General features: G+C 71.1%; 24 protein-coding genes. 16 read left to right on the plus strand and 8 right to left on the minus strand.

Features of this window, described 5'->3' with window-relative positions; genetic code table 11:
- Positions 1-78 precede the first annotated feature (78 nt).
- The 3 genes from CIK06_RS02430 to CIK06_RS02440 are packed head-to-tail and all read right to left on the minus strand — an operon-like array spanning position 79 to position 2,007.
- Positions 79-594 carry a methylated-DNA--[protein]-cysteine S-methyltransferase gene (locus tag CIK06_RS02430; protein ID WP_095563437.1) on the minus strand — a complete coding sequence of 172 codons (516 nt, stop codon included), beginning with the start codon at positions 592-594 and terminating at the stop codon, positions 79-81.
- A 37-nt stretch (positions 595-631) separates the two neighbouring features.
- Positions 632-1,426 carry an Ada metal-binding domain-containing protein gene (locus CIK06_RS02435; RefSeq protein WP_198348077.1) on the minus strand — a complete coding sequence of 265 codons (795 nt, stop codon included), beginning with the start codon at positions 1,424-1,426 and terminating at the stop codon, positions 632-634.
- The gene (locus CIK06_RS02440; protein WP_095567506.1) at positions 1,423-2,007 is read right to left on the minus strand and encodes an RNA polymerase sigma factor; all 585 of its coding nucleotides are present in this window, start codon (positions 2,005-2,007) and stop codon (positions 1,423-1,425) included. The genes CIK06_RS02435 and CIK06_RS02440 overlap by 4 nt, the downstream gene beginning before the upstream one ends.
- 620 nt (positions 2,008-2,627) lie before the next feature.
- Here CIK06_RS02440 and CIK06_RS02445 point away from each other — a divergent pair.
- The 8 genes from CIK06_RS02445 to CIK06_RS02480 all read left to right on the plus strand — a co-directional run bounded on the left by CIK06_RS02445 (position 2,628) and on the right by CIK06_RS02480 (position 10,976).
- Complete coding sequence (locus CIK06_RS02445) at positions 2,628-3,881, plus strand: ATP-grasp domain-containing protein (RefSeq protein WP_095563438.1); 1,254 nt, start codon at positions 2,628-2,630, stop codon at positions 3,879-3,881.
- Positions 3,878-5,128 carry an MFS transporter gene (locus tag CIK06_RS02450; RefSeq protein WP_095563439.1) on the plus strand — a complete coding sequence of 417 codons (1,251 nt, stop codon included), beginning with the start codon at positions 3,878-3,880 and terminating at the stop codon, positions 5,126-5,128. Before CIK06_RS02445 ends, CIK06_RS02450 begins: the two co-directional genes overlap by 4 nt.
- 33 nt (positions 5,129-5,161) lie before the next feature.
- Positions 5,162-6,121 carry an alpha/beta hydrolase gene (locus tag CIK06_RS02455; protein ID WP_095563440.1) on the plus strand — a complete coding sequence of 320 codons (960 nt, stop codon included), beginning with the start codon at positions 5,162-5,164 and terminating at the stop codon, positions 6,119-6,121.
- Positions 6,114-7,391: an ATP-grasp domain-containing protein gene (locus CIK06_RS02460; protein WP_198348078.1), complete on the plus strand. Its 1,278-nt coding sequence runs from the start codon at positions 6,114-6,116 to the stop codon at positions 7,389-7,391. Before CIK06_RS02455 ends, CIK06_RS02460 begins: the two co-directional genes overlap by 8 nt.
- A gap of 55 nt (positions 7,392-7,446) precedes the next feature.
- Positions 7,447-7,983, plus strand: coding sequence for a LysE family translocator (locus tag CIK06_RS02465; RefSeq protein ID WP_232534231.1), 537 nt, complete (start codon positions 7,447-7,449; stop codon positions 7,981-7,983).
- Positions 7,984-8,067: 84 nt separating this feature from the next.
- Positions 8,068-9,174: a 50S ribosomal protein L11 methyltransferase gene (locus CIK06_RS02470; protein ID WP_198348079.1), complete on the plus strand. Its 1,107-nt coding sequence runs from the start codon at positions 8,068-8,070 to the stop codon at positions 9,172-9,174.
- Between the two features lie 54 nt (positions 9,175-9,228).
- The gene (locus tag CIK06_RS02475; protein WP_095563443.1) at positions 9,229-10,650 is read left to right on the plus strand and encodes an iron-containing redox enzyme family protein; all 1,422 of its coding nucleotides are present in this window, start codon (positions 9,229-9,231) and stop codon (positions 10,648-10,650) included.
- Positions 10,638-10,976, plus strand: a complete 339-nt coding sequence (locus CIK06_RS02480) for a Rieske 2Fe-2S domain-containing protein (RefSeq protein WP_157756573.1) — start codon at positions 10,638-10,640, stop codon at positions 10,974-10,976. The genes CIK06_RS02475 and CIK06_RS02480 overlap by 13 nt, the downstream gene beginning before the upstream one ends.
- Before the next feature lie 167 nt (positions 10,977-11,143).
- On the opposite strand, the gene CIK06_RS02485 is transcribed toward CIK06_RS02480, so the two are convergent.
- The 3 genes from CIK06_RS02485 to CIK06_RS02495 form a co-directional block, all read right to left on the minus strand.
- Positions 11,144-11,659, minus strand: coding sequence for a hypothetical protein (locus CIK06_RS02485; protein ID WP_198348080.1), 516 nt, complete (start codon positions 11,657-11,659; stop codon positions 11,144-11,146).
- Between the two features lie 229 nt (positions 11,660-11,888).
- Entirely contained in the window at positions 11,889-12,260 is a 372-nt protein-coding gene (locus tag CIK06_RS02490; protein ID WP_232533973.1) for a helix-turn-helix transcriptional regulator, read from the minus strand.
- Positions 12,261-12,823: 563 nt separating this feature from the next.
- Entirely contained in the window at positions 12,824-14,221 is a 1,398-nt protein-coding gene (locus CIK06_RS02495; protein WP_095563446.1) for an MFS transporter, read from the minus strand.
- A gap of 146 nt (positions 14,222-14,367) precedes the next feature.
- On the opposite strand from CIK06_RS02495, the gene CIK06_RS02500 reads away from it, so the two are divergent.
- From CIK06_RS02500 to CIK06_RS02525, 6 genes are all read left to right on the plus strand, one after another.
- Positions 14,368-14,835, plus strand: a complete 468-nt coding sequence (locus tag CIK06_RS02500; RefSeq protein ID WP_157756574.1) for a MarR family winged helix-turn-helix transcriptional regulator — start codon at positions 14,368-14,370, stop codon at positions 14,833-14,835.
- A gap of 274 nt (positions 14,836-15,109) precedes the next feature.
- Entirely contained in the window at positions 15,110-15,916 is an 807-nt protein-coding gene (locus CIK06_RS02505; RefSeq protein ID WP_095563448.1) for an acyl carrier protein, read from the plus strand.
- Entirely contained in the window at positions 15,913-17,001 is a 1,089-nt protein-coding gene (locus tag CIK06_RS02510) for an AvrD family protein (protein WP_095563449.1), read from the plus strand. Before CIK06_RS02505 ends, CIK06_RS02510 begins: the two co-directional genes overlap by 4 nt.
- The gene (locus CIK06_RS02515; RefSeq protein ID WP_095563450.1) at positions 16,998-17,699 is read left to right on the plus strand and encodes an ATP-binding protein; all 702 of its coding nucleotides are present in this window, start codon (positions 16,998-17,000) and stop codon (positions 17,697-17,699) included. Before CIK06_RS02510 ends, CIK06_RS02515 begins: the two co-directional genes overlap by 4 nt.
- 12 nt (positions 17,700-17,711) lie before the next feature.
- Positions 17,712-18,818 (plus strand): NADH:flavin oxidoreductase, encoded by a 1,107-nt coding sequence (locus CIK06_RS02520; protein ID WP_232533974.1) that lies wholly within the window; start codon positions 17,712-17,714, stop codon positions 18,816-18,818.
- A gap of 2 nt (positions 18,819-18,820) precedes the next feature.
- Positions 18,821-19,576: an SDR family NAD(P)-dependent oxidoreductase gene (locus tag CIK06_RS02525; RefSeq protein WP_095563452.1), complete on the plus strand. Its 756-nt coding sequence runs from the start codon at positions 18,821-18,823 to the stop codon at positions 19,574-19,576.
- A gap of 9 nt (positions 19,577-19,585) precedes the next feature.
- Here CIK06_RS02525 and CIK06_RS02530 read toward each other — a convergent pair whose 3' ends face one another.
- Both CIK06_RS02530 and CIK06_RS29775 read right to left on the minus strand, forming a co-directional pair.
- Positions 19,586-20,254, minus strand: coding sequence for a helix-turn-helix transcriptional regulator (locus tag CIK06_RS02530; RefSeq protein WP_095563453.1), 669 nt, complete (start codon positions 20,252-20,254; stop codon positions 19,586-19,588).
- A gap of 833 nt (positions 20,255-21,087) precedes the next feature.
- A complete protein-coding gene (locus CIK06_RS29775) occupies positions 21,088-21,255 on the minus strand; it encodes a hypothetical protein (RefSeq protein ID WP_198348081.1) in 168 nt (55 codons plus the stop codon).
- 207 nt (positions 21,256-21,462) lie between these two features.
- Between CIK06_RS29775 and CIK06_RS02535 the strand changes: the two genes are divergently transcribed.
- Positions 21,463-21,981, plus strand: coding sequence for a DUF2231 domain-containing protein (locus tag CIK06_RS02535; protein WP_095563454.1), 519 nt, complete (start codon positions 21,463-21,465; stop codon positions 21,979-21,981).
- Entirely contained in the window at positions 21,978-22,511 is a 534-nt protein-coding gene (locus tag CIK06_RS02540; RefSeq protein WP_095563455.1) for an Hsp20/alpha crystallin family protein, read from the plus strand. The genes CIK06_RS02535 and CIK06_RS02540 overlap by 4 nt, the downstream gene beginning before the upstream one ends.
- Positions 22,512-22,513: the final 2 nt, after the last annotated feature.

Here is a 22,513-nt window from a genome sequence, read left to right on the forward strand (position 1 = left end):
CCGTCGGCGATGAGACCCAAGGTCAGTCGGAGCAAGGGTCGGACCGGGCCGGGAGGACTCCCTCGCACATCCTCACTGTCAGATCAGGTGCGGCGGCAGGGCGCCTTCGAGGATGAGCAGCTGGCGTTTGCGGTCCAGACCGGCGGCGTACCCGGTGAGCGCCCCGGCGGCGGAGATGACGCGGTGGCAGGGCCGCACGATCAGCAGCGGGTTCGAGCCGATGGCGCGCCCGACGGCGCGTACCGCGGCCGGCGCGAGGCCGGCGGTGGCGGTGATCGCGCCGTATGTGGTGGTGGTGCCGTACGGGATGGCGTCCACGGCCTGCCACACCCTGGTCTGGGTGACCGTGCCGGTGGCGGCCATGTCCAGCTCAAAGGCGGTACGCCGGCCGGCCAGGTAGTCGGTGAGCTGGTCGACGATCGGCGTGAGCCGGGTGTCGTCGTGCCGCCAGTCGGGTTGCACCGTGGCACCGGTCCGCTGCTCCGGCAGGCTGACGGAGGTGAGGATGACACCGTGGCGGGCGCCGGGGCCGGGCTCGGCGGTGATGAGTACCGAACCCAGGGCGGTGTCGAGGCGGGTGTAGAGGATGGTCATGCGGTGCCGTGCTCCCGTGGCTGGTCGTGGATGGGGGTCAGGCCGCGATGGGCCGGCATACCTTGCAGGGGCGGTAGCCGGCGGTCCGGGCGTCCGCCGGATCGCCGAACGGCACGCGGTGCGGCCCGGTGATGCGGCGGGCGTGGGCGCAGGTGGGCAGGCAGAAGATGCGGGTGGTGTCGCTGCCGATGAAGCGGGTGCCGTCGCGCGCGAGGGTGAGCGCCTCGGCGGTGTCGATGCCCTCGTCGCGGCGCAGGAGTTCGGCGGCGTCGCCCGGGCATTCGGTGTCCAGCGGCACGCCGAGGTCGTCGGTGACCCGATGGGTGGGGATGAGGACGGAGGCGGGATTGTGCAGCAGCGCGGCGCGGACGTCGTCGCCGGAGATGCCCGACCGGTGGGTCTCGGACAGGATCCAGCCCACCGGCCGCAGTTGTCCCGGGGGTACGGCGCGGACCGCGGTCAGGATGTCGGCCTGGACCGCGCTCACGGTGTCGAGACGGACCGGCAGGTGCCGGGCCCGACCGGTCCGCACCGCCGTGGTGAGCCCCGGGATGCCGGGGCGTACGGCGCGGATGGCGGAGCGGCCGGTGCGGTCGCGGTGCCCGGTCTCGAAGGCGTCAAGGGACGGGGTGCCGCGGCGCAGGACCGCCGCGGTCACGCTGCCGTGCCCGGTGGCCACCAGCAGCGGCCCCGCGGCGGTCGGCAGGCTGACGTAGGTGTCGTAGCGGTCGGCGGGGATGCCCGCTCGGTGCAGCACCCGCAGCGCGAAGTCCGGTGGTGTCGGCGCGGTCAGATGGTTGAACATGGTCCCGGGGTCCGCGGGGTCGTTCATGCCGTCACCTCCTCCGGCGAGTCGGTGTCGCCCAGCAGCGAACGCAAACTCACCACGCCCCGGGCGACCTGGGCCTTGGCGGTGCCGACCGGGCAGCCCTGGACCTGGGCGACCTCGGCGTAGCTGAGGCCGACGATATGCCGCAGCACGACGGGGATGCGATGTCGTTCCGGTAGCTCGGTGAGGGCTATGACCAGCCGGCGCCGTTGTTCCGCGTTGGCGGCGTGCTCCTCCGGGCCGGGCGCGTCGTCGGCCCAGGCGCCGGCGGCCTCGTCGAGCCGGGCCACGGTGTCGGGCCGCCGTGTCCGGGTACGGACGTGATTGCGCCACACGTTGGTCGCGATGGTCAGCAGCCAGGTGCGGACGTGCAGGTCGCGTCGTCGTTGCGGCGGGTAGGTCCGCAGGGCGGTGTAGGCGCGCAGCAGGGTGTCCTGGCCGAGGTCGTCGGCGTCGGCCGCGGATCCGCTCACCCGGTGCAGGTAAGCGTGGACCGTGCTGGCGTGGATGCGGACGAGCTCGGTGAAGCCCGCGTCCACATCCTCCGCCAGCAGCGTCGTCAGCGTCTGCCCATTGGTTGCCATCTTCTCTCCGAACACCGTACGGACCTGGAGGGTTGCAGCCGGAAGGACTGACGCCGGTGTCGGTGCACGCCGTAACTTTGTGATCACTATCAGATGATGTGACGTGAGTCACACACGAAATTTTGTAAGCGGAAGCCGCAGGTCGGAACCCTTTGACCGGCGATGCGCTCCGCGCTTTCTGCCCGTTCCGTCGCAATGGACCATCTTCACTTCGATAACTGCCGTAGTTACCGGCGTCCGGTGTCGGTCCGAGCATGTTAGCGTTCCGCTGCTCGTGTCATTTAATTCGTCGGGACAATGCTTAAGATCAAAATCAACCGCTTGGAAGCGAGGTGTTGGGGGCGTTTCGTCAAAAGGGGTGCGATGCGATTCTTCTTCGCTGGCCACCATTGCCATCCCCCATTGAGGGCTGCCGATCTGCGGGGCGACTTCATGCTGGGTCGCGAGGGGTGAACTGGCCGCCGATCGACTCCGAGGCCTGGCCACGGAGCCGGGATGCCGTCACATCTTCCCTGCTCAACATGCCTGTGCAACCCGATCTGGGCTTCCGGTGTTGAGGATGAGGATTGACCGCGGGCGTCGCCGTGCGCGGTCCGGAAGACGATGGCTGTGGAGGAGCGATGGTGGCGAACGACGACCACAAACCATTACTGCTACTGATTGGCAGCAGTTCCCGGATCAGTCGGGAATTCATCCTTCAGTCCGTTTCGCGTCGCTATAGGTTGTGGCTCCTGCAACCCGGAGGCGTGACGTGGGAACGCGACTACGTGGTGGGTGACACCATTGTTGACAACACCGACCCGGAAGCGTTGGTGGCGGCCGCCCGCGCCATTGCGCAATCGCGCCGGGTCGACGGGGTCTTCTGCTACGACGAAGGGCTGGTCACTCCGGCGGCCTACGTGGCGCAGTCGCTCGGGCTGCCCGGATGCGCCCCCGAGGCGATCATCGCGTGCCGAGACAAGCACGCCACCCGTACCGCCCTGGACACCGCCGGTGTGCCGCAACCGCTGTCGATCGGCGTGCGGTCGCTCGCCGAGGCCGAGGCCGCGGCCGACAAGATCGGCTATCCGGTGGTGGTCAAGCCCCGCGGCCTGGCCGGCAGCATGGGGGTGCGCCTGGCGGAGGATGCCGCCGCGCTACGTGAGGGGTACGCCGCGGCTACGGCGGTGTCCTACCCCGGCGTGCCGGTGTTCGACGTGTCCGTGCTCATCGAGGAGTTCGCCGACGGCCCGGAGATCAGCATCGACGCCGTCTTCTCCGGCGGCGAGTGCACCCCGCTGGTGCTCGCACGCAAGCAGACCGGCATGGCGCCCTTCTTCGAGGAAACCGGCCACGACGTCGATCCCGACGACGAGCTTCTCCACGATGCGACCATCGTGGACCTGCTGCGTCGCAGCCATGCCGCCCTGGGCTTCCACACCGGTGTCACCCACACCGAACTCCGGCTGACCTCGCGCGGGCCCCGGCTGATGGAGGTCAACGCCCGCCTGGGCGGCGACATGATCCCGTTTCTGGGGCTGCTCGGCCGCGGCGTGGATGTCGCGATGGCCGCCGCAGACGTCGCCGCCGGCCGGCGCCCCGACACGGACGCACCGCTGCACCGCAGGGCGGCCGTGCGTTTCCTCTACCCGCCGCAGGACACGATCGTCGAGGCGGTCACCGTACGGCGGGACCGCTTCAGCCCCGCCGTGCACAGCGCGACCGCGATGGCCAACCCCGGCGCCACACTGCGGCTGCCCCCACGCGGCTACATCGCCCGCTATGGCCGGGTGATCGCCGTCGCCGACACCCGCGCCGAGGTGGACGCCGCGCTGGCGCAGGCCGGCCGCATCGTCGAGCTGACCGGCCGCCCGGCACCGGAGGACGCGTCATGAGCGACTCCCGCCCGCCCTCGATCGGCACCACTGTCCGGCAGATTCCCGGCCGCATCTGGCTGGTGCTGTTCGGCATGCTGGTCAACCGGATCGGCAACTTCCTACAGATCTTCCTCGTGCTCTACCTGACCCACAGGGGCTTCTCGGCCTCAGGTGCCGCCCTGGCGCTGGGCGCCTACGGCGCCGGTTCGGTCGCCGGTGTCCTGCTCGGCGGCGCCGCCTCCGACCGGCTCGGCTACGCGTGGACCATCACCGGTTCGATGACGCTGGCCGGGGCACTGACGCTGAGCCTCGTGCACCTGGACTCACTGCCGCTGATCGCCGCGACGGCCGCCGCGCTCGGGCTGGTGGCGCAGGCTTACCGGCCCGCGTCATCGGCCATGTTGGTCGAGAGCACGCCGGCCGAACAGCACGTCATGGTCTTCGCCATCTACCGGATGGCGTTCAACCTTGGCACCACGGCCGGCCCGCTGCTCGGCGCGCTGCTGCTGGCCCGCTCGTACGACCTGATCTTCTACGCCGAGGCCGCCGCGCAGCTGACCTTCGCCGCGTGCGCCTTCATCGCCCTCATCGGCCGGCCCGGAGCCCGCAGCGCCGCGGCCGGGCGCCGAACTGCCGACGGGGCACCGGCGGGCAGCTATCTGGCGGTGCTACGCGACGGCCGGTACGTGCTGTTCATGCTGGCCCTGTTCCTCAACGCCGTGGTCTACATCCAGCACACCTCGGTGCTGCCGCTGCAGATCACCGCCGACGGGCTGAGCCCCACCTTCTACGCGGCGCTGCTGTCGCTCAACGCCGTCACGGTCATTGCTCTGGAGCTGATCCTCACCCAGTACGTGCAGCGGCTGCCCGGCCGGGTGGCAGTGGGCGTGGGCGTCGGCCTGGTCGGCGTCGGCATGAACCTCTACGCCGCGGGCCCGGCGATGGCGATGTTCGTGATCGCCACCCTGGTGTGGACCCTCGGCGAGATCATCGGCACTCCGACCGCCTCTGCACACCCCGGCCGGGTGGCGCCCGAACACCTGCGCGGTCGCTACATCGCCGCGGCCGCGTTTCCCATGCAGATCGGCTACGCCGCCGGCCCGGTCATCGGCGTCGCGCTGTGGAGTGCCGCCGGCGAACTCGTTTGGTGGATGTGCGGTGTCGTCACGATCGTCGCGGTCCTCGCCGCGCTGGCCGGCATGAGGAGGAGAGAACCTGCCGGCGACCTTCCGGACGTCGGCGTCGTTGCTGCCACCACCCCCTGAACACTGCCCTTCCTCACCGACGTCAGGAGCACCATGGCCTACGCACCGGGCATCGCGGAGTTCGTCGACAAGGTCAACGCCGCCCTGCCACCCGACTTCTACACCTATCCGGTGGCGCGCCAGCGCGCCCTGTACGACGGGCTGACCGAGGCCGTCCCCACCGTGGTGCCGGACGGCGTGCGCTGGCGCGACGCCGTGACCGAGCACGACGGGCGACCCGCGCGCGTCCGCATCTACGAGCCGGCCCGCCGCGCCGGTGCCGGACTGCTGTTCTACATCCGCGGTGGCGGCTTCGTCATCGGCTCGCTGACCAGCCATCACAGCCTGGTCGCCGACGTGGCGCACCGCACCGGGCTGGTCACCGTCGCGGTCGACTTCGGTCTCGCGCCGGAGCACCCGTTCCCCGGCCCGTTGCTCGACTGCTACGCCGCCGTGGCCGGGGTGCTGGCCGATCCGACCGCGGCCGGGCTGCCCGACGCCGACCCGGCCGCCGCCGTGCTCTGCGGCGAAAGCTCCGGGGCGAACATGGCGGTCGCGGTGGCCATGATGGCCCGCGACCGGGGCGGGCCGTCGCTGCGCGGGCAGGCGCTGATCAGCCCGGTGCTCGACTTCACCCGCTGGCGCTCCGGCGGCGAGGACGCCCCTCTGCTTTCCGGCGGCGAGATGGAGTACTACACCGCCTGCTACTGCCCGGAGCCTGGACAGGTCGAGCACGAGTACGTCTCACCTCTGCTGAGCGGCACCTTCAGCGGCCTGCCGCCGGCGTACGTGGTGGGCTGCTCGATGGACTCGCTGTGTGTGGACGCTGAGAAGTACGCCACGCTGCTGCGCGAGCACGACACGCCGGTGCGGTTCGTGCTGGAGGAGGGGCTGGTGCACGCCCCGGTGCGGGCCCGCGGCATGAGCTCCGCTGCCGCCGACTTCTTCACCCGCTACTGCGCCGGAGCCGCCGCGCTGGCCGCGTGCCGCACGCCCGGAGGCGATCGTGACTGAACCGTCGGGGCCGGCCGCCGTGGTCGACCCGTATTCCTCCGGGGCGATGTTCGCCGAGTCGTTCGCCCGACACGGCGTACCGGTGGTCGCCGTCGTGACCGGACCCAAACCGCCCGAGGCGTTCGCCTCGTCGTACCGGCCGGAGGACTTCGGCGAGATCATCGTCTGCGACGGCGACGTCGACCCGGTGATCGCCCGGCTGCGTGAGCTGGACGTGCGCTGCGTGCTCGCCGGATGTGAGTCCGGCGTCGAACTCGCCGAACGCCTCGCCCCACGGGTCACCCCGCACCTGGCCAACGTCGCGGGCCTCGCCGCGGCGCGCCGCGACAAGGCGCGGATGGCGGCGGCGGTGCGCTCGGCCGGGCTGCCCGTTATCCCGCAGGTCTGCACCGCGGACCCGGCCGAGGTCGAACGGTGGCTCGCCGCCACCGGCCTGGCCGGCGCCGACCTGGTCATCAAGCCGCCCAAGAGCGCCAGCACCGACGGCGTGATCAAGGTGCCCGGCGCCGAGGACTGGCGCGCGGTGTTCGACCGGCAACTCGGGCGGGTCAACCAGTTCGGCGAGGTCGACGACCGGTTGCTCGTCCAGCAGTTCGTCACCGGCACCGAGTACGTCGTCGACACGTTCACCCGCGACGGCTGGCACACCCTCGTCGACGTGTGCGCCTATGGCAAGACGGTCAACGGCCCGCACATGGCGGTCTACGACACCATGCGCTGGGTCGAACCCGAGGACCCCGCCGTCGCGGTGCTGCTGCCGTACGTCTCCGCAGTGCTCGACGCGGTCGGCGTGCGCTTCGGGCCGGCTCACGTGGAGGTCATGCTCACCGCCGACGGGCCGCTGCTGATTGAGCTGGGCGCCCGACCGCACGGCGGCGGGCAGCCCCGCTTCAACCTCAATGCCACCGGCGACTCGCAGATCGAGCGTGCCGTGCGCGCGGTCCAGGGCCTGCCCACCCCGGGCGGCTACCGGCTGCTCAAGCACCAGACCTGCGTGTTCCACATCGCCCCGCGTTCCGGCACGGTCCGCAACGTGGCCGCGCTGTCCGGCATCCCGCAGTTGGCCAGCCACCACTTCTCCGTGCAGAACCTGGCCGACGGCGACCACGTCCCGCAGACCCGCGATCTGGTCGACAGCCTCAACTTCGGCTTCGCCATCCTGGCGCACGCCGACGCCGGACAGATCGAGCGTGACAAGGCCGCCATCCGCGCCGGGGAACGCCGGCTGATCATCGAGGAGGGCGCCTCATCAACCTCGTCGCGTTCGTGAGCAGTTCGCTGCTGGTCATCATGACCCCGGCCCCGACCTGGCACTGATCACCCGGCTGGTCCTCGGCGGCGCGGCCTTCCGGGCCGCCCTGGCGGCGTCGCTGGGCATGGTCAGCGCCGCCGCCCTGCAGGTCGCGCTCGGCGCCGTCGGCCTGGCCTCGGTGCTGCACGACCGGCCGCAGTTGTTCACCGCGTTCCGGTGGGTCGGCGCCGGGGTGCTGCTGGCCTGGGCGGCGCTCGCGCTGCGCTCGGCCCTGCGGCCGGGCGACGCGCCGGCACTGCCGGACGCACCGTCGCGCTCCCGGTCGACGTACCTGCAGGGTTTCCTCTGCACCGGCTCCAACCCCAAGGTCGGCATCTTTCTGATGGCCTTCCTGCCGCAGTTCGTCCCGGCCTCGGCGCCACCGGTGGCCGGCGTCACCGTGCTCGCCGCCGCCTACCTGAGCATGGGTTTCCTGTGGTTGATGATCTGGACCCGGCTCAGTCGCACCGTTGCCACCCGCTACCTGAACTCGCGTCGCGCGTCGCGCGTCGCGCAGGCCGGCACCGCGGTGGTGCTGGCGTTCTTCGCCTCGCGCATGGCCCTGACCTGAGGGCCACGGCCCGACCTGATCCGACCCGTACCCGCCCCGGAGTAGCGCAGCCACCCCGCACCCCGCACCGGAGGAATCGAGTTGATGCCCGAGCTCAGCACGCAGAAACCGCCCGAGGACAGCCTCGCCGACATCGTCATCGACCTGTCGATGGCAGGGCTGCCCGCCACCACCGCCAAGACCCGGCGCGGGAACGCCCGCCGGCTGCGCACCGCCATCGTGCGTGCCGGCTCCCAGCAGATCGGCCGGCTCACCGCGGCCATGGAACACGCGGCCGAGGCGGCCGCCGGGACCACCACCCCGGGCCCGGAGGACACGCACGACCCATTCCGCCTCGTCCCCCGCTGGCACTTCGCAATGCTCAACGACACCGAACGCAACGAGGCGCTCGCCCGGGCCATCCAGGAGATCGTCCGGCCCGGCGACCTGGTTCTGGACATCGGTGCCGGCGCCGGCCTGCTGGCCATGCTCGCCGCCCGGGCTGGCGCGGCCAAGGTGATCAGCTGCGAGGTCAACCCGCTGGTTGCCGAGATCGCCCGGCAGGTCGTCACCGCGCACGGCCTGTCCGACGTCGTCACCGTGGTGCCCACCTACTCCTACAACCTGCAGATCGGCCGGGAGTTGAGCCGACCGGCCGACGTCATCCTGTCCGAAATCGTCGATTGTGGCCTGATCGGCGAGGGCATCCTGCCGACGATGCGCGACGCGCGGACCCGGCTGCTCGCGCCCGGTGGGCGGCTGCTGCCCGGCCGGGCCCGGATCTACGGCGCGCTCTGCGAAAGCGAGGCGATCCACCGGCTGAACCGGGTGGACACCGCGCTGGGCTTCGACGTGAGCCTGATGAACGTGGTCGCCACCGCCGGGCATCATCCGGTCCGGCTGTCCACCTGGCCGCACACCCTGCTGACCGAAACGGCCGAGCTGGCCGAGTTCGCTTTCGCCGACGGACCGCTCGACGAGGGCAGCGCCAAGATCGCCCTGCCGGTGCAGCGGGCAGGCGTTGCGCACGGCGTGGTGGCGTGGTTCGCGATGGACCTCACCCCGACGGTCACCCTGCGCAACGACCCGGGCAATCCGGGCTCCCACTGGATGCAGGCGTACATCCCGTTCGACCAGCCCCGCCACCTCGCCGCCGGCGAGGTGCACGAGTTCACCCTGCGGTGGAGCGACACCCAGTTGCGCACCGCCTGACCCACCCCACTCCGACGCCTCGCACGAGTACCCCTCACGAGACAAGGAACGCCGATGAGCCACAAGCTTCCGGAGCACGTCCCCTTCGCGCTCGGCGCCGAGCAGCTGCGTCAGTACGTCGTCCAGTATGCCACAAACCCGATCTATCTGGACAACATGGACTGGGTCAACGACGACAACCCGTACCGTCGCCAGTTGCGCCCCCAGATCCTGCCCCACCTCGACTTTGACCGGGTCCTGCCCCGCGAGAACATCCTGGACTACGAGGGCCTCGCCGTGCAGCGGCTGCTGACCAGCATCTACGAGGCCGACCTGATGTTCCTGCCCAAGAACGGGCTCAAGGACAAGTGGGCAGACTTCAAGAGCTTCTACAGCTCCAGCAACCGCGCCCTCGGGGAGATGATCCGGCCGTCGCTGGAGCGGTTCGCGTTCGGCTTCCTCGACCAGGAGGTCGAGGTCAGTGGCACCTGGACCAAGAAGGAGCTGGAGACCTACTTCCGCTCGCTGGCCGACCGTGACCGCGACCAACCCTCACGCGCCGAGGTCGCCATCGGGAAGTCCACCGACCGCGAACGCGCCGCGCGGATGTGGCTCATCCAGTTCGCCCCGGACTTCCTGTCCGAGGCATCCCCGATGATGCGCAACGTGCTCGGCTACTACGGGCCGGCGCAGTCCGAGTGGTTCAAGATCATCATCGACGAGTACGGGTACGGCGTGCACGACACCAAGCACAGCCACCTGTTCGAGAAGACCCTCGCCTCGGTCGGTCTGCGCACCGACGTGCACCACTACTGGCAGTACTACCTCAACAGCAGCCTCATGATGAACAACTACTTCCACTACCTCGGCAAGAACCATGAGCTGTTCTTCCGCTACATAGGTGCGCTGTACTACACCGAGTCCACCCTGGTCGAGTTCTGCCAGCGTGGTGCGGACCTGCTCACCGACGTGTTCGGCCCCGAGGCCGACACCGAGTACTTCACCGAGCACGTCGGCATCGACGTCCACCACGGGCGGATGGCCCTGGAGAACCTGATCCTGCCGCTGGTCGACACGCACGGCGACTCGATCATTCCGGAGATCGTCCGCGGCTACGAGGAGTTCCAGCTCGTCTCGGAGATCGCCGACCATGACTTCGCCGAGCAGATCGGTTGGATGGACGGCCAGCCCGTCAACCGGCAACTCCACGACCCGGTCTGGGCCGCCATTCAGGCCGGTAGGGTCGACGCCCCGGTGGCCCACCTGGTTGAACCGCGCGGCGAGTTGTCCAACACCCACTGCCACGACGGCGACGAACTGTGCCACATCGTTTCCGGCACGATGCGCTTCGAGTCCGGCTTCGGCTCCTCGCAGATCCTTGAGGCGGGACAAGGCATCGTCATCCACCGCAACCGGCTGCACGGCGCCAACATCGAGTCGGATGAGTGCGTGTACGAGATCCACTCCATCGGTGACCACCGCGCATGCCTGTCGTGACGTTCACCGTGGAGGGGCGCGACAACTGCGTCACCGCTGGCGTCGAGGCATACATGTGGGCCCGCACCGCGTACGGCTCCTTCGTGCTGCCGGTGCGGTGCCCACATCGAGGCGGGCCGCTGAACCTCGCGAACTTCGAGCCCGGCCGTACTCGGCTGGTCTGCCCGTGGCACGGCCGGGCCACCTCGGTGACCAAGGCGATCAAGGCCGGGGTGCCGGCGGTGCGGCGGGGTAACCGGGTCACCGCGGTGCTGCCGGACACCGTCAAGGCCGAGGTCTGCACTACCGAGCACCGCCCGGTGTCCAAGGTGCTGTCCGGCCGGTAGCCGTTGCCGGTCCGGCCGGTCCCTTCACCTCGGCCCGGCCGGCGCCCGGCGGTGACGACCGGTTCCCGCCGTCACGGACGGGCGCGTCGTCACCGCCGGACGCCGGCGCCGGGGGAGAACCGGGGCCGGCCCGTCCGGCATGATCTCGCGGCACCGCGAGCCGGCGCTCAGCGCGACGACGGCCCCCGCGTGATCAGGCCGCTGAAGCTCGCGGTCCACGTGCCGCCGTCGGCCAGCGCGCCGCGCATCCCGGCGACCCGCTTCCAGCCCGCCGCGACACCGAGCCGAACGTCGGCGAGGTCGGCGAAGCCGAATGTGCGGGCAGGATTCCAGTCGGTGCTGTCGTAGAGCCGACGGCACATGCCCGCCCAGCCGGGAAGCGGTCCGGCCACGATCCACACATCCGGGGTGGAGGCGGTGAACCGGCGGGCGTGCCGTAGCCACGAGGCGGCCTCCTCCGGCCACGACACCACGTCGGTGACCTGGCCGCCGGTCGCTGACCATACCGCGGTGATCGCGGCGGCGCGGTCGCGCCCGGCTGGCGTGCGACCGCTGCCGACGACCACGTTGCCCGACGGCCCGCAGGCCGCCGTCACCAGACGCACCAGGCAGCACAACTCCGCCTCGGTGTATGCCCGCGGGCCCGAGCCGTCCGGCAGGGCCAGGCCGTTGAGTGTGCTCACGAAAGGAGAACCCCGACGTGGTGGTACGAGCGGAACCGATGCGTGATTCGTGCACGACGCATGACATCGGCGTTCCCGGCCGGCGGCGGTGCAACCCGGTCGCCGCCGGCGGTGTTCCTCCCAGCAGAGATCCGTCCACCCCGGAGTCCGCATGGCAGAGCTGGCACGGCGCGGCACATCCGCCTCGGTGCGTGGATCCGTGGCGCCGGCGTGCTGTCGATCCGTCGCGTCAGCGTGCTCCCGTGCCGCTGCGGCCCCGCGTCCGGCCGCGGTGTGGCACTCGCGGGGTCTCGGACGTCCGGGCCGGCGGATCGACCGCGGCGATGACCGACTCCAGCAGCCCCGGGAACCGCGCCTCGACCTCGGCCCGGCGCAGTTCGTGCCGCCGGTACCGGCCGTCCCGGCTTACCCGGATCAGCCCCGCAGCCCGCAGGATCCGCAGATGGTGCGACAGCGTCGACATGCTCACCTCGACGCGGAAGTCGCTGCACACGGCGCATCCGTCGACGGCCAACTGACGGATGATCTCCAGACGGACCGGATCGCCGAGAGCACCGAAGAAGGCCGCCGGTCCCACCGCATCCAGGGACGGATGAATCAACGCACCCATAAGTTTCATACTCGCATATAGCACCCATCGGCACCAGAGTCGAGACTTATCCGCAGATGCTCCCCAGGTCCTCGAAACGATGACGTTCCCGGTCCGTCGGAAAGGGTTACGCCGCCCTGGTCCGGCGCCGTAGGGCATGGCCTTGTCAAACACCCTCTTGGCTGTACGGGGCGTTCTGACCTGCGGTGGCGGTGGCCCTTACCTGCTCCTTGCGGAGCGTCGTCCACGGGGAGTGCACACGTGAACTCCCGGACCGCTGCGAATCGGGAATGGCCGATCCCCGTTCCCTGGCAATTCACTGCCGCTCACCCTCCGTCGCCATGTGCTCAATGGGGTGATCTCGGCGAGGATTGGCGGATGATCCGGCACGAAACAGGTTAATCGGCAGTATTGGACGACATTCGGAATGGATGAAAAGCCATCTCTGGACAGATTTTGCTTTTTATTCAGCCATCCATTTCCGGCGATCCAGGCCATTTACGCGCGGACGGCGGTCGGACGGCGACCGCAAGGGTCGCCGCCCGCCCCGCCGCCCGCCCCCGTCGCCCGCCCGGTCAGGCGGTCCGGGTGGAGGTCCGGCCGCCCAGCGCCGCGGCGACCAACACGATCAGGCCGAGCAGGCTCGCCGCGGCTGCCAGCCAGGCGCCGTGATGCAGACCCACCGACCACCGGGTGCCGCCGCTCACCAGGCCACCCAGCAGCGCCACGCCGATGACCAGGCCGCTCTGCCGGCCGACGTTGACCAGCCCGGACGCGATCCCGGCACGGGCCGGCGGCGACGCGGACAGGACCAGCGCGATCTGCGGCGCGGTGGCGACCCCGACTCCGGACCCGACCAGGATCAGGGCGATCGACGTGATGATGCCGGACGTACCCTCGTCGACCAGCAGGAAGCTCAGCGCTCCGGCGACCCCGAGGGCGAGTCCGGCCCCGGTCAGGACGGCCGCGCCGACCTTGCGGGCCAGGCGGCTGATCAGCAGCGGCAGCACGAAGACCGGAATGGCCGCCGGCAGCAGCCGCAGTCCCGCGTCGAGGGCGGAGAGCCCCTGGAACCGCTGGAAGTACAGGTTCACGGTGAACAGCAGGCCGTAGTACGTGATGAACAGCAGCAGCCCGGTGCTCACGTACGGCAGCAGTTGGCGGCTGCGAAGCAGGTCGGGCGGCAGGACCGGATCGCCGACCCGGTGCTCGACCACGACGAACGCCACGGCGAGGGCGACCCCGACGGAGAGCGCGACGGCGACGCTCGGAGAGCCCCAGCCGGCCCGGCCGGCCTCGATCAGCCCGTAGGTCAGCGCGCCGAGCGCGCCGGCGGCGATGGCCTGCCCGAGCAGGTCGAGCGTCCGGTTGCGGTTGGGCGGGTTGCCCGGCAGCCCGCGCAGCGCCAGCACCAGGGCCGCCGCGCCGAGCGGCAGGTTGACCAGGAAGATGCTGCGCCACCCGATCGCGTCGACCAGGCCGCCGCCGAGGGTCGGCCCGAACGCCTGCGGGCTGCCGGCGACGGTGGCGACGATGGCGATGGCCCGGGCGCGGCCGGCCGCCGCCGGGAATGCCTGGGCGACCACCGCCAGGGTGGCCGGGATCAGCATCGCCGCGCCGAGGCCCTGGATGATCCGGGCGCTGACCAGCGCCGGTCCGGACCAGGCCGCGGCGCACAGCGCCGAGGCGACGGTGAAGACCACGATTCCGGTACGCAGCACCCGCGCCGCTCCGAAGCGGTCGACCAGGGCGCCGCCGGACAGCAGCAGGGCCGCGAGGACCAGCACGTAGCCGTCCACGATCCACTGCAGGGTGGCCACCCCGGCGCCCACATCGGACTGGATCGAGGGCAGTGCCACGTTGACGATTGTGGTGTCGACGACCGTCATGCCGTACGCGAGGCATCCGACGGCCAGGGTGCGGGCGGTGTTGACGCCGGCCGTCGTCGGCGGGCTATCGGTGCTGGTTGCCACGGGACCCTCCGTTCAGTGACAGAAGCATGGGCTCACAATAGTTGGGTGCCCAACTATTGTCAGCGCCATTGTCAATCGACCGGTCACGGACCGTGCATCGGCGATAATGGGGCGCGGCGGTGGCGGGTGGACGCGGAGGTGACGCGGTGTCGGAAGGACCTTCGGTCGAGCCGCAGGCGCTCGTGCCTCCGGAGCTGGCCGACCGGATGGACTACCTGTTCTGCAAGGTCGCGGAGACGCTCAAGCGGCGCGCCGACGAGTCGTTCGTCGAGGTCGGACTGCGGAGCAACCAGCACACCCTGCTGCGCGTCCTGCGCGCGGCCGGGCCGCTGAGCCAGCAGGACATCGCGCTGCGGCTCTCGGTCGACCCGAGCACCGTGCTGGATCAGGTGGATCAGTTGGAGGCGCGCGGCCTGCTGACCCGCACCCGCAACCCCGCCGACCGCCGGGCATATCTGGTACGCCTGAGCGACGAGGGTCGCCGGCAGTTGGACGTGGGCGACGAACGGGCGGACAGCATGCAGGCCGACCTGTTCGCCGCGCTCGCCCCGGGCGACGCGGCCCGGCTGCACCAGTTGCTCAAGAAGCTCGCGGCCGGCCTGCGCCCGGAGTGATCCCCGCCCCGGAGTGATCCCCGCCCCCGGCCGGGACACCACCGCGTCGGTCGTCGCGGCGGCCCACGTCGGCATCTTCGTGCCAAGCACGTGACCCCTGAATGCCCGCCTCCTAGCCTTCGAAGCGTTACCGCTCGGGAACGGGTACGCCCGCGTGGCACCGCACCGCCGGGAACACTCCGGCGCAGACGCGGTCCGCGGCCGGTCAGGTGCTGGGGAGACGCCTGTTCGGCAAGCGTTCCACGAGCCGGTTGTCGGAGAGGGGGGATCTCCCGTGCAACTGCGCAAAATTCACATCGACGAACGCGCGTACCGCACGCATGCGCCCGACGAGGACGGGTGCGGCCCGGCCGCCGCGCCCGACGCGACGCCGTACTCGGCAATCTGTGGGATCGGCGAGGGCGGCGCCGAACTCGCGCCCGCCGCCCGCACGCCGGTCGAGCTGGCCACCGGCGCCGCCACCGCGGCGCTGGTGGACGCCGGAGTCGACGCGGGCCGGCTCGACTGGGTGCTGGCGGCGACCGGCGCCGAGTCGCCACCGGTCGCCGCCGACGTGGCCGGCCGCATCGGCGCCCCCGGCGCCGCGGCCGTGGACATCCGTGCCGGTGGGACCGCGTCCGGCCATGGCCTTGCCCTGGCCGACAGCCTCGTCCGGTCCGGTCCCGGTCCGGGCGGTCACGTCCTGCTCATCGAGGTGTACGCCGCCGAGGCCGGGCTCGCCCTGCTGGTCGGACCCGGCGACGCCGGGCCACCGGGGGCGCAGGTGATTCACCTGCCCCGACGGTCCGCCCGGCCGCCGCAGCCGCTACAGCCGTCCCGGCCGACCCCGGACGAACTGGTCGACGCCGTCGCCGAGGCGCTGCGCACGCTGCTGCCGGGCGGCGGCCGGGCGGACCGGGACACGTCGTTCTTCGCCGACCGGTACGGCGGCCCGGTGCTGGTCGCCGAGACCCTGGCCGAGGTGGAGCCGGGACTGGGCGTACGGCTGCCGCACCGGCAACTGATGGCGGTACGCACCGTCGGTGACCTCGTCGACCGGCTCGATGAACTCCTCGGGCCGGCGGGAGGTGTCGCCGCGTGACGAGGCTCCGTGCGCCCCGATCGATCGACGACTACCTCGGCCCGGGGGAGGACCGCTTTTTCGGCGGCGGGTACCGGCGGGTCAGCCAGCACCTTGAGGCACTCACGCTGGTCAGCGACGGTACGGCGGTCACCGCCGCCGGCACCGCCCGGGTGCGGTATCCGCCGGACTGGTCCCGCAAGTCGGCCGGGCGCGTACTGCGACCGCATCTGAGCAGTGTGGACGCGCTGGTGCTGGCGGTGGCGCTGGCCGAGGCGGGCCTGACCCGCGCCCACGGGTTCGGCCCGCGGCAGCGCGGCCGGAGCTGGCTGCGGGCGGTGACCATGCGGGCCGGCCGGCAGCCCGACGAGGCGCTTGCCGGGATTCCGGTCAGCGCCGTGGTCGCGCCCAGCGGCGCGGCGGCCCGGTTGCCCGGGTTCGCGGTGTCGGCCGCCGACTGCACGATCGGAGGCATCCGGATCCGCTGCGAGGTGGAGCACCCGGCCGGCGCCGGAGCGGCCGGCATCGGAGCGGCCGGCATCGGACCGCTCGGCCACCGGGCGGTCCGCCGGGCCGGTGGTGAGCCGGCATCGACCGCACCGCGGGCGTACCGATCGGTCGACGACCTGATCGGGCCGGCCGCGGACCGGTACTACGGGGAAGGGCTCCGCCACCGAACGCAACTCGTCGAGCAGGTCGCCGTCGACCTGCCCGCCCAGCGGGTCGGCGCCGCGGTGCGGATCCGTCCGGAACCGGGGCGGCCGGCGCCCAGCGACGGCGTCGAGGCGGCCTACCAGCCGGCGGCGACGATGCTCGACTGCATGACGAGCATCGCGCAACTGGCCCAGGTGCTGATGTACGAACTGGACGGCCTGGGCCGACAGGCCAGCAACACCCTCTGGATGCGCCGGGTGGCGTTGCGCCGGGACCGGCCCGACCAGCCGTTGCCGGACCTGATCGGCGCGACCACCTCGGCGACCAACAGCCGGTTGGTCCCGCTCGCCGACACCGTGTGGCGGGTCTGTGACCTGGTCTGCACCTTCGACGGCATCGAAGCCGAGTACTCCATCGCCCATCAACTACCGAAGGAGTCACGCCCGTCATGAGGATCGCGGTTTCCGGCACGTACTCGACCGGAAAGACCACCACCTCCATCGCGCTGGCCGAGCTGACCGGGATCCCGCGCACCCACGCCAAGACGATGCGGGAGATCCTGCCCGAGGCGCTGCCGGGCAAGCGGTTGGAGGACTGCACCGGCCCGGAGCTGTTCCAGCTCGGCATGCGCCGGTACGCGGAACGCGCCGTACACGAGAGCCACCTCGCCGATGGATTCATCTCCGACGGTTCCTCGATCCACGAGTGGGTGTACGGCAAGGTCCGGGTCCTGGTGGGCATCCACCCCACCGACGACGGGGCTGTCCCGGGCGGGCCGGTGACCACGGAACAGCGCCTGTTCGAAGAGGTCATCGACAACATGGGTGCGGTGGTCAAGCAGCACGCCAAGCGGGCGTACGACGTGTTCCTGCACCTGCCGGTGGAGTTCCCGCTGGTGGCCGACGGGCACCGCCCGGTGTCGGAACGGTTCCGCCGACTCTCCGACGAACTTTTGCTGTCCACCCTGGAGGAGTATGGCATTCCATACCATATCGTCGGCGGAACGATCGCGCAGCGGCTGCGGCGGGCGGTGGAACTGCTCGACCTGCCGGTCCGTGTCGACCTCGACGAGGCCGTCGCCCGCGCGTACGCCGAGATGGCCGCGCTGGACACCAGCAGTGAGACCGACCGGGCCGTGGCCCGTAGCTGAGAGGAGATCACCGTGGAGACGTCGCTGGCCGCGCTGTTCACGCCGTTCACGGTCGGGCCGCTGCACCTGCCCAACCGCATCGTGATGGCCCCGATGACCCGCAACTTCTCGCCCGGTGGCGTGCCCGGACCCGATGTGGCCGCCTACTACGCCCGGCGGGCACGGCACGGGGTCGGGCTGATCATCACCGAGGGTACGACGATCGACCACCCGGTCGCGTCGAGCAGCCCGACCGTGCCGCGCTTCCACGGGGCCGACGCGCTCGCCGGGTGGGCCCGGGTCGTCGACGAGGTGCACCGCGAAGGCGGCCGGATCCTCGCCCAACTGTGGCACGTGGGCATCGACCCGCAGGCGCCACCGCCGTACCCGCAGGCGCCGCCGGTCGGCCCGTCCGGAATGATCGCGCCGGGAATGACGGTGACCCGGCCGATGAGCCCGGCCGACATCGCCGAGGTGGTGGACGCCTTCGCCCGGGCCGCCGCCGAGGCCCGCCGGCTCGGCTTCGACGGCCTCGAACTGCACGGCGCGCACGGCTACCTCATCGACCAGTTCCTCTGGGCGGGTACCAACCGGCGCGCCGACGGCTACGGCGGGAGCCCGGGAGCCCGGGCACGGTTCGCCGCCGAGGTGGTGGCCGCCTGCCGAGCCGCGGTCGGCCCGGACTTCCCGATCCTGCTGCGGATATCGCAGTGGAAGGTGGCCGACTTCCACGCCCGCCTCGCCGACGACCCGGACGAGTTGGCGGAACTGCTCGCGCCGCTGGTCGACGCCGGGGTCGACGTCTTCGACTGCTCGACCCGCCGGTTCTGGCTGCCGGCCTTCGAGGGCTCACCGCTGGGACTGGCCGGCTGGGTCAAGCGGCTCACCGGCCGCCCGACGATCGCGGTCGGCTCGGTGGGGCTGGACAACAGCGAGTTCCTCGACAGCCTGATGACCGGCAAGGGCGCGGCCAACGCCCGTCTGGACGAGGTCGTCGACCGGCTGGCCGCCGGAGAGTTCGACCTGGTGGCACTCGGCCGGCTGCTGCTGTCGGACCCGAGGTGGGTGGAGAAGATCCGTGACGGCCGCTTCACCGAGCTGGCGCCGTTCAGCGCCGACGCACTGGCCGTGCTGAGCTGACGATGGCCGGACCGCCGAGCGAACCGATGTCCGCGCTGGCCGGCCGCGTCGTCGCACTGACCGGGGCCGGGCGCGGGCTCGGCCTGCTCACCGTTGAGACGCTGCTGCGGGCCGGTGCCCTGGTGATCGCCAACCACCGGTCGTACTCCCCGGAACTGGCCGCGTTGCGGGACCGCCACCCGGAGACCCTGTTCCTGGTGCCGGGCGACGTCGGTGAGGAGCGCACGGGTGAAGCGATCGCCGCCGCGGCCGGTGCGCTGGGCCGGCTCGATGTGCTGGTCTGCAATGCCGCGATCACCCGGGACCGTCCGCTGGCGATGATGCCGGTCGCGGACTGGGACGAGGTGATGCGGGTCAACCTGCGGGGCGCCTTCCTGGCCACGAAGCACGCGCTGCGGCTGATGATCCGCCGCCGCTACGGGCGGCTGATCTACGTCTCGTCGCTGGCCGCCGTGGTGGGCAACCAGGGGCAGGCCAACTACGCGGCGAGCAAGGCCGCCCTGCACGGACTGTCGAACTCGGTCGCCCAGGAGTACGCCGGATACAACATCCGCTCGGTGGTGCTGTCCCCGGGACTGCTCGACGCCGGCCTGGGCGCGGAACTCGACGACGGAATCCATCGGCAGAAGGCGGAGCGCAGCCTGCTCGGGACCGGCGAGGCGCGATCGGTCGCGGCGACCCTCGCCTTCCTTGCCAGCCCCGCCGCCGACTACATGAACGCCGTCGTCATCCGCAGCGACGGCGGGATCCGCTACTGACGGCCCGGTTCAGGCGTCCGGAGGGGTGCCGGCGACCAGGCCCAGGCTCGTCGCCCGGGCGCCGGCCTCGAACCGGGACCGGGCGCCCAGCCGGCGCATCGCGACGGCCACCTGCCGGCGGTACGTGCGCAGCGAGACGCCGAGCATCCGGGCGGCCACCTCGTCCTTGTGTCCCTGCGCGAGCAGGGTGAGGACCTCCGATATCTGGTCGGATCCCAGTTCGCCGGCCAGGTGCCGCTCGACGTCGTTCAGCCCCACCGCCGAGGTCCAGATGCCTTCCGCCAGCCCCGCCACCGGCCCGACCAGGTCGGGCGTGTGGATCAGCACATACGGATGCGACGCGTTCAGGGCGCCGCGCCAGACGAGGGCGCACCGGCCGTCGAAGACCGCCGTGCCGTACTGGACCGCGGTGGAGATCCGCACCCGTGCGCCTCTGTTGATCAGCCTGCGGGTGAAGTCCCGGTGTGAGGGCAGGTGGATCGAGTCGGGATGGCACAGCATCCGGATGCGGGCGCCCCGTTCGGCCAGCGTCTCCAGTTCCCGTTGGCATCGCTCCAGGATGGCGGGGTCGCAGCCCGCGGCGGAGTGGCCGCCGCTGAGGTAGAGCACGTCCTGCCCGGTGCGTCGCAGCCAGTAGCTGGCCAGGCTGGGAAAGGCGCCTCCCGGGTGTCGATCCACCGTCCCCGGCCGGCCGGCGCCCGGTTGCCGCGCCAGGGCACGACCCGTTGATTCATCCGTACGTTGACGCAAAGGATTGACCAGATCGTGGCCCGTCATTTTTCCCCCGTTTCTGGACACCACTGTGATCCAGTGGTTCACATTTTACCGCCGCCTTTTGCGGTCGGCGAACGGAATGTTTTGCGCGTTGCTTTCCGCATCGCTGGTGGGGTTCGCCTGTTCGCGATATGCGTCCTCGGCAATTTATCGACAACTCCCGGTAATTAATGATTTGCCGGGAGCCCCGGTTGAGTGGAAACCGGGCAAACGACGTTCTCCGGTCCTATCCGTCCGGGCGGTGGCCAGGCGGCCCGCTCGACCCGGTCCCGCCGTGGTCAGGGGCTCGTCCGCGGTGTCGGGAGACGTGGCCTTTTAACGTTCGTCGCCTATTTGACATTCGGGCCATGTGTGCCGATAAAAACGTGAAACATGCTACGGTGAGGAAAGGTCGTCGCGACATCGGTTCGCTGTTCAACTCCTCGGAAAAGCTCCCGTGGAGAGGGGGCGCGAGTGCTGAGCGCACGGGGGCCAACGCGTCAGCATGCAGTTTCTGTCCCCATTCCGGGGAACCGTTGTCTCATCATGGCCGTGCCGCAGTGGCTTCATTTTCATCCTGTCGATCCGCCCTGCGGTCCCCCTCGGGGTCGGCTCCATCCTGCGCTGTCCCGGGAAGCCTGCCCGGTCCGCCGGGTGGACCTTCCCGGGACAGTTCAACGACCACGACCTGACCGAGTTCCGGGTGGTCGCGCGACCTGGCCTCGGCTCGCCACGGGCGAGCCTCGTCGAAGACCCTCTCAGGCCGTCAGGCTGGTCAGGAAGTCGCCCAGGCCCTGCGCGATCGCCATCAGGACGGCGCCGATGCCGCGGACCGTCTGCGCCGCCCCGTCCGGTCGGAATGCGACGAAGAAGATCAAGAAGCCCAGGAAGAGCCAGGAGAAGATCTTCTTGACGGTGATCGGCATGACGCCTCCGTTCCTGCCCTCAAGATGCATGGCGAACGGCGCGGGTTCCCCGGTGAGTGGCGCGGCTAAACGGGCGAGTCGCCGCAAAAACGGAGAAAATCGGGATGGCCGGCCGGGCAGGTTTGTCGGCCCCCGCGACGGGTACGGCTCAGCACATCCGCCGTGCTCCGGCCGCACCGCAGCTCCCGCCATCTTCCTGGAGGCGCCATGGAGAGCCGACTCAAGGTGCTGGGCCACCCGGTACATCCCATGCTGGTCATGTTCCCGGTGGCGCTGTTCGTCACGGCGGTCCTGTTCGACCTGGCCGACGCGTTCGGCGGTCCTCGGGTGCTCGGCGAGGTGGCGTACTGGGACATCCTCGTCGGCCTGGTGCTGGGCGTGCTGGGCGCCGCGGCCGGCCTTTTCGACCTGCTGGCGATCCCGGCCGGCACCCGGGCCAAGCGGGTCGGCGTCCTGCACGCGCTGGTGAACTCCGGCGTCCTGCTGCTCTTCGCCGGCGTCTGGGCGGTCCGCACGTCGGCGGCCCAGCCGGCGGCCGGCGGCGGCCTGCTGGCCATCGAGGTGGTCGCGCTGGCCGGGGTGGCGGTCGGAGCGTGGTTCGGCGGCGAACTCGTCGACCGGCTCGGGGTCGGCGTCGATCCCGACGCCGACCTGGACGCGGCCAGTTCGCTGCGCCCGACCGGCCCGCCCAACAGCAAGCTCAGCCAGATGGGGGATGCGCCTTGACCGCACCGCGACGCGCCGACCGGTGGGATCCGTTGGCCGAACTTCAGGCGCTGCGGGCCGAACTCGGCCGGCTGGTCGGCACCGCCCTGGTCGGTTCCGGTGGCGGTACGCCGGACGTCGAGCTGACCGAGTCCGCGGACGGCTGGCGGGTCGTGGCGCGGCTGCCCGGCGTCGCGCCGGACGAGGTCGCCGTGGAACTGGACGACCGGGACCTGTGCATCCGCGCCCGCTCCGAGGAGGAGGTGAACACCGACCTCGGGATGCCGGGCAGCGGCTCGCGGAGCCGGTCGTTCGAACACCGGGTCGCGTTGCCGAGCCAGGTGGACGCCGACCGGATCGACGCGGTGATGGACCACGGCCTGCTCACCGTGCACCTGCCGCGCTCCTCCCGAAGCTCCCGGCGGACCATCACGATCGGCCGGGCCAGTTACGGCGCCGGCCTGCCGGCCGCCGTCTCGCCCGACCCGGCCGCGGACCGCGAACTGCACCACCCGGACGTCGCGGACACCACGCTGCGCCGGCCGAGCTGACC

The sequence above is a fragment of the Plantactinospora sp. KBS50 genome, from assembly GCF_002285795.1.
Lineage (GTDB): Bacteria > Actinomycetota > Actinomycetes > Mycobacteriales > Micromonosporaceae > KBS50.

Bases quoted from the DNA above. Each gene is read 5' to 3' on its own strand.
- CIK06_RS02430 (WP_095563437.1), bottom strand. From the start codon at position 594: ATGACCATCCTCTACACCCGCCTCGACACCGCCCTGGGTTCGGTACTC.
- CIK06_RS02435 (WP_198348077.1), bottom strand. From the start codon at position 1,426: ATGAACGACCCCGCGGACCCCGGGACCATGTTCAACCATCTGACCGCG.
- CIK06_RS02440 (WP_095567506.1), bottom strand. From the start codon at position 2,007: ATGGCAACCAATGGGCAGACGCTGACGACGCTGCTGGCGGAGGATGTG.
- CIK06_RS02445 (WP_095563438.1), top strand. From the start codon at position 2,628: ATGGTGGCGAACGACGACCACAAACCATTACTGCTACTGATTGGCAGC.
- CIK06_RS02450 (WP_095563439.1), top strand. From the start codon at position 3,878: ATGAGCGACTCCCGCCCGCCCTCGATCGGCACCACTGTCCGGCAGATT.
- CIK06_RS02455 (WP_095563440.1), top strand. From the start codon at position 5,162: ATGGCCTACGCACCGGGCATCGCGGAGTTCGTCGACAAGGTCAACGCC.
- CIK06_RS02470 (WP_198348079.1), top strand. From the start codon at position 8,068: ATGCCCGAGCTCAGCACGCAGAAACCGCCCGAGGACAGCCTCGCCGAC.
- CIK06_RS02475 (WP_095563443.1), top strand. From the start codon at position 9,229: ATGAGCCACAAGCTTCCGGAGCACGTCCCCTTCGCGCTCGGCGCCGAG.
- CIK06_RS02480 (WP_157756573.1), top strand. From the start codon at position 10,638: ATGCCTGTCGTGACGTTCACCGTGGAGGGGCGCGACAACTGCGTCACC.
- CIK06_RS02515 (WP_095563450.1), top strand. From the start codon at position 16,998: ATGAGGATCGCGGTTTCCGGCACGTACTCGACCGGAAAGACCACCACC.
- CIK06_RS02525 (WP_095563452.1), top strand. From the start codon at position 18,821: ATGGCCGGACCGCCGAGCGAACCGATGTCCGCGCTGGCCGGCCGCGTC.
- CIK06_RS29775 (WP_198348081.1), bottom strand. From the start codon at position 21,255: ATGCCGATCACCGTCAAGAAGATCTTCTCCTGGCTCTTCCTGGGCTTC.
- CIK06_RS02535 (WP_095563454.1), top strand. From the start codon at position 21,463: ATGGAGAGCCGACTCAAGGTGCTGGGCCACCCGGTACATCCCATGCTG.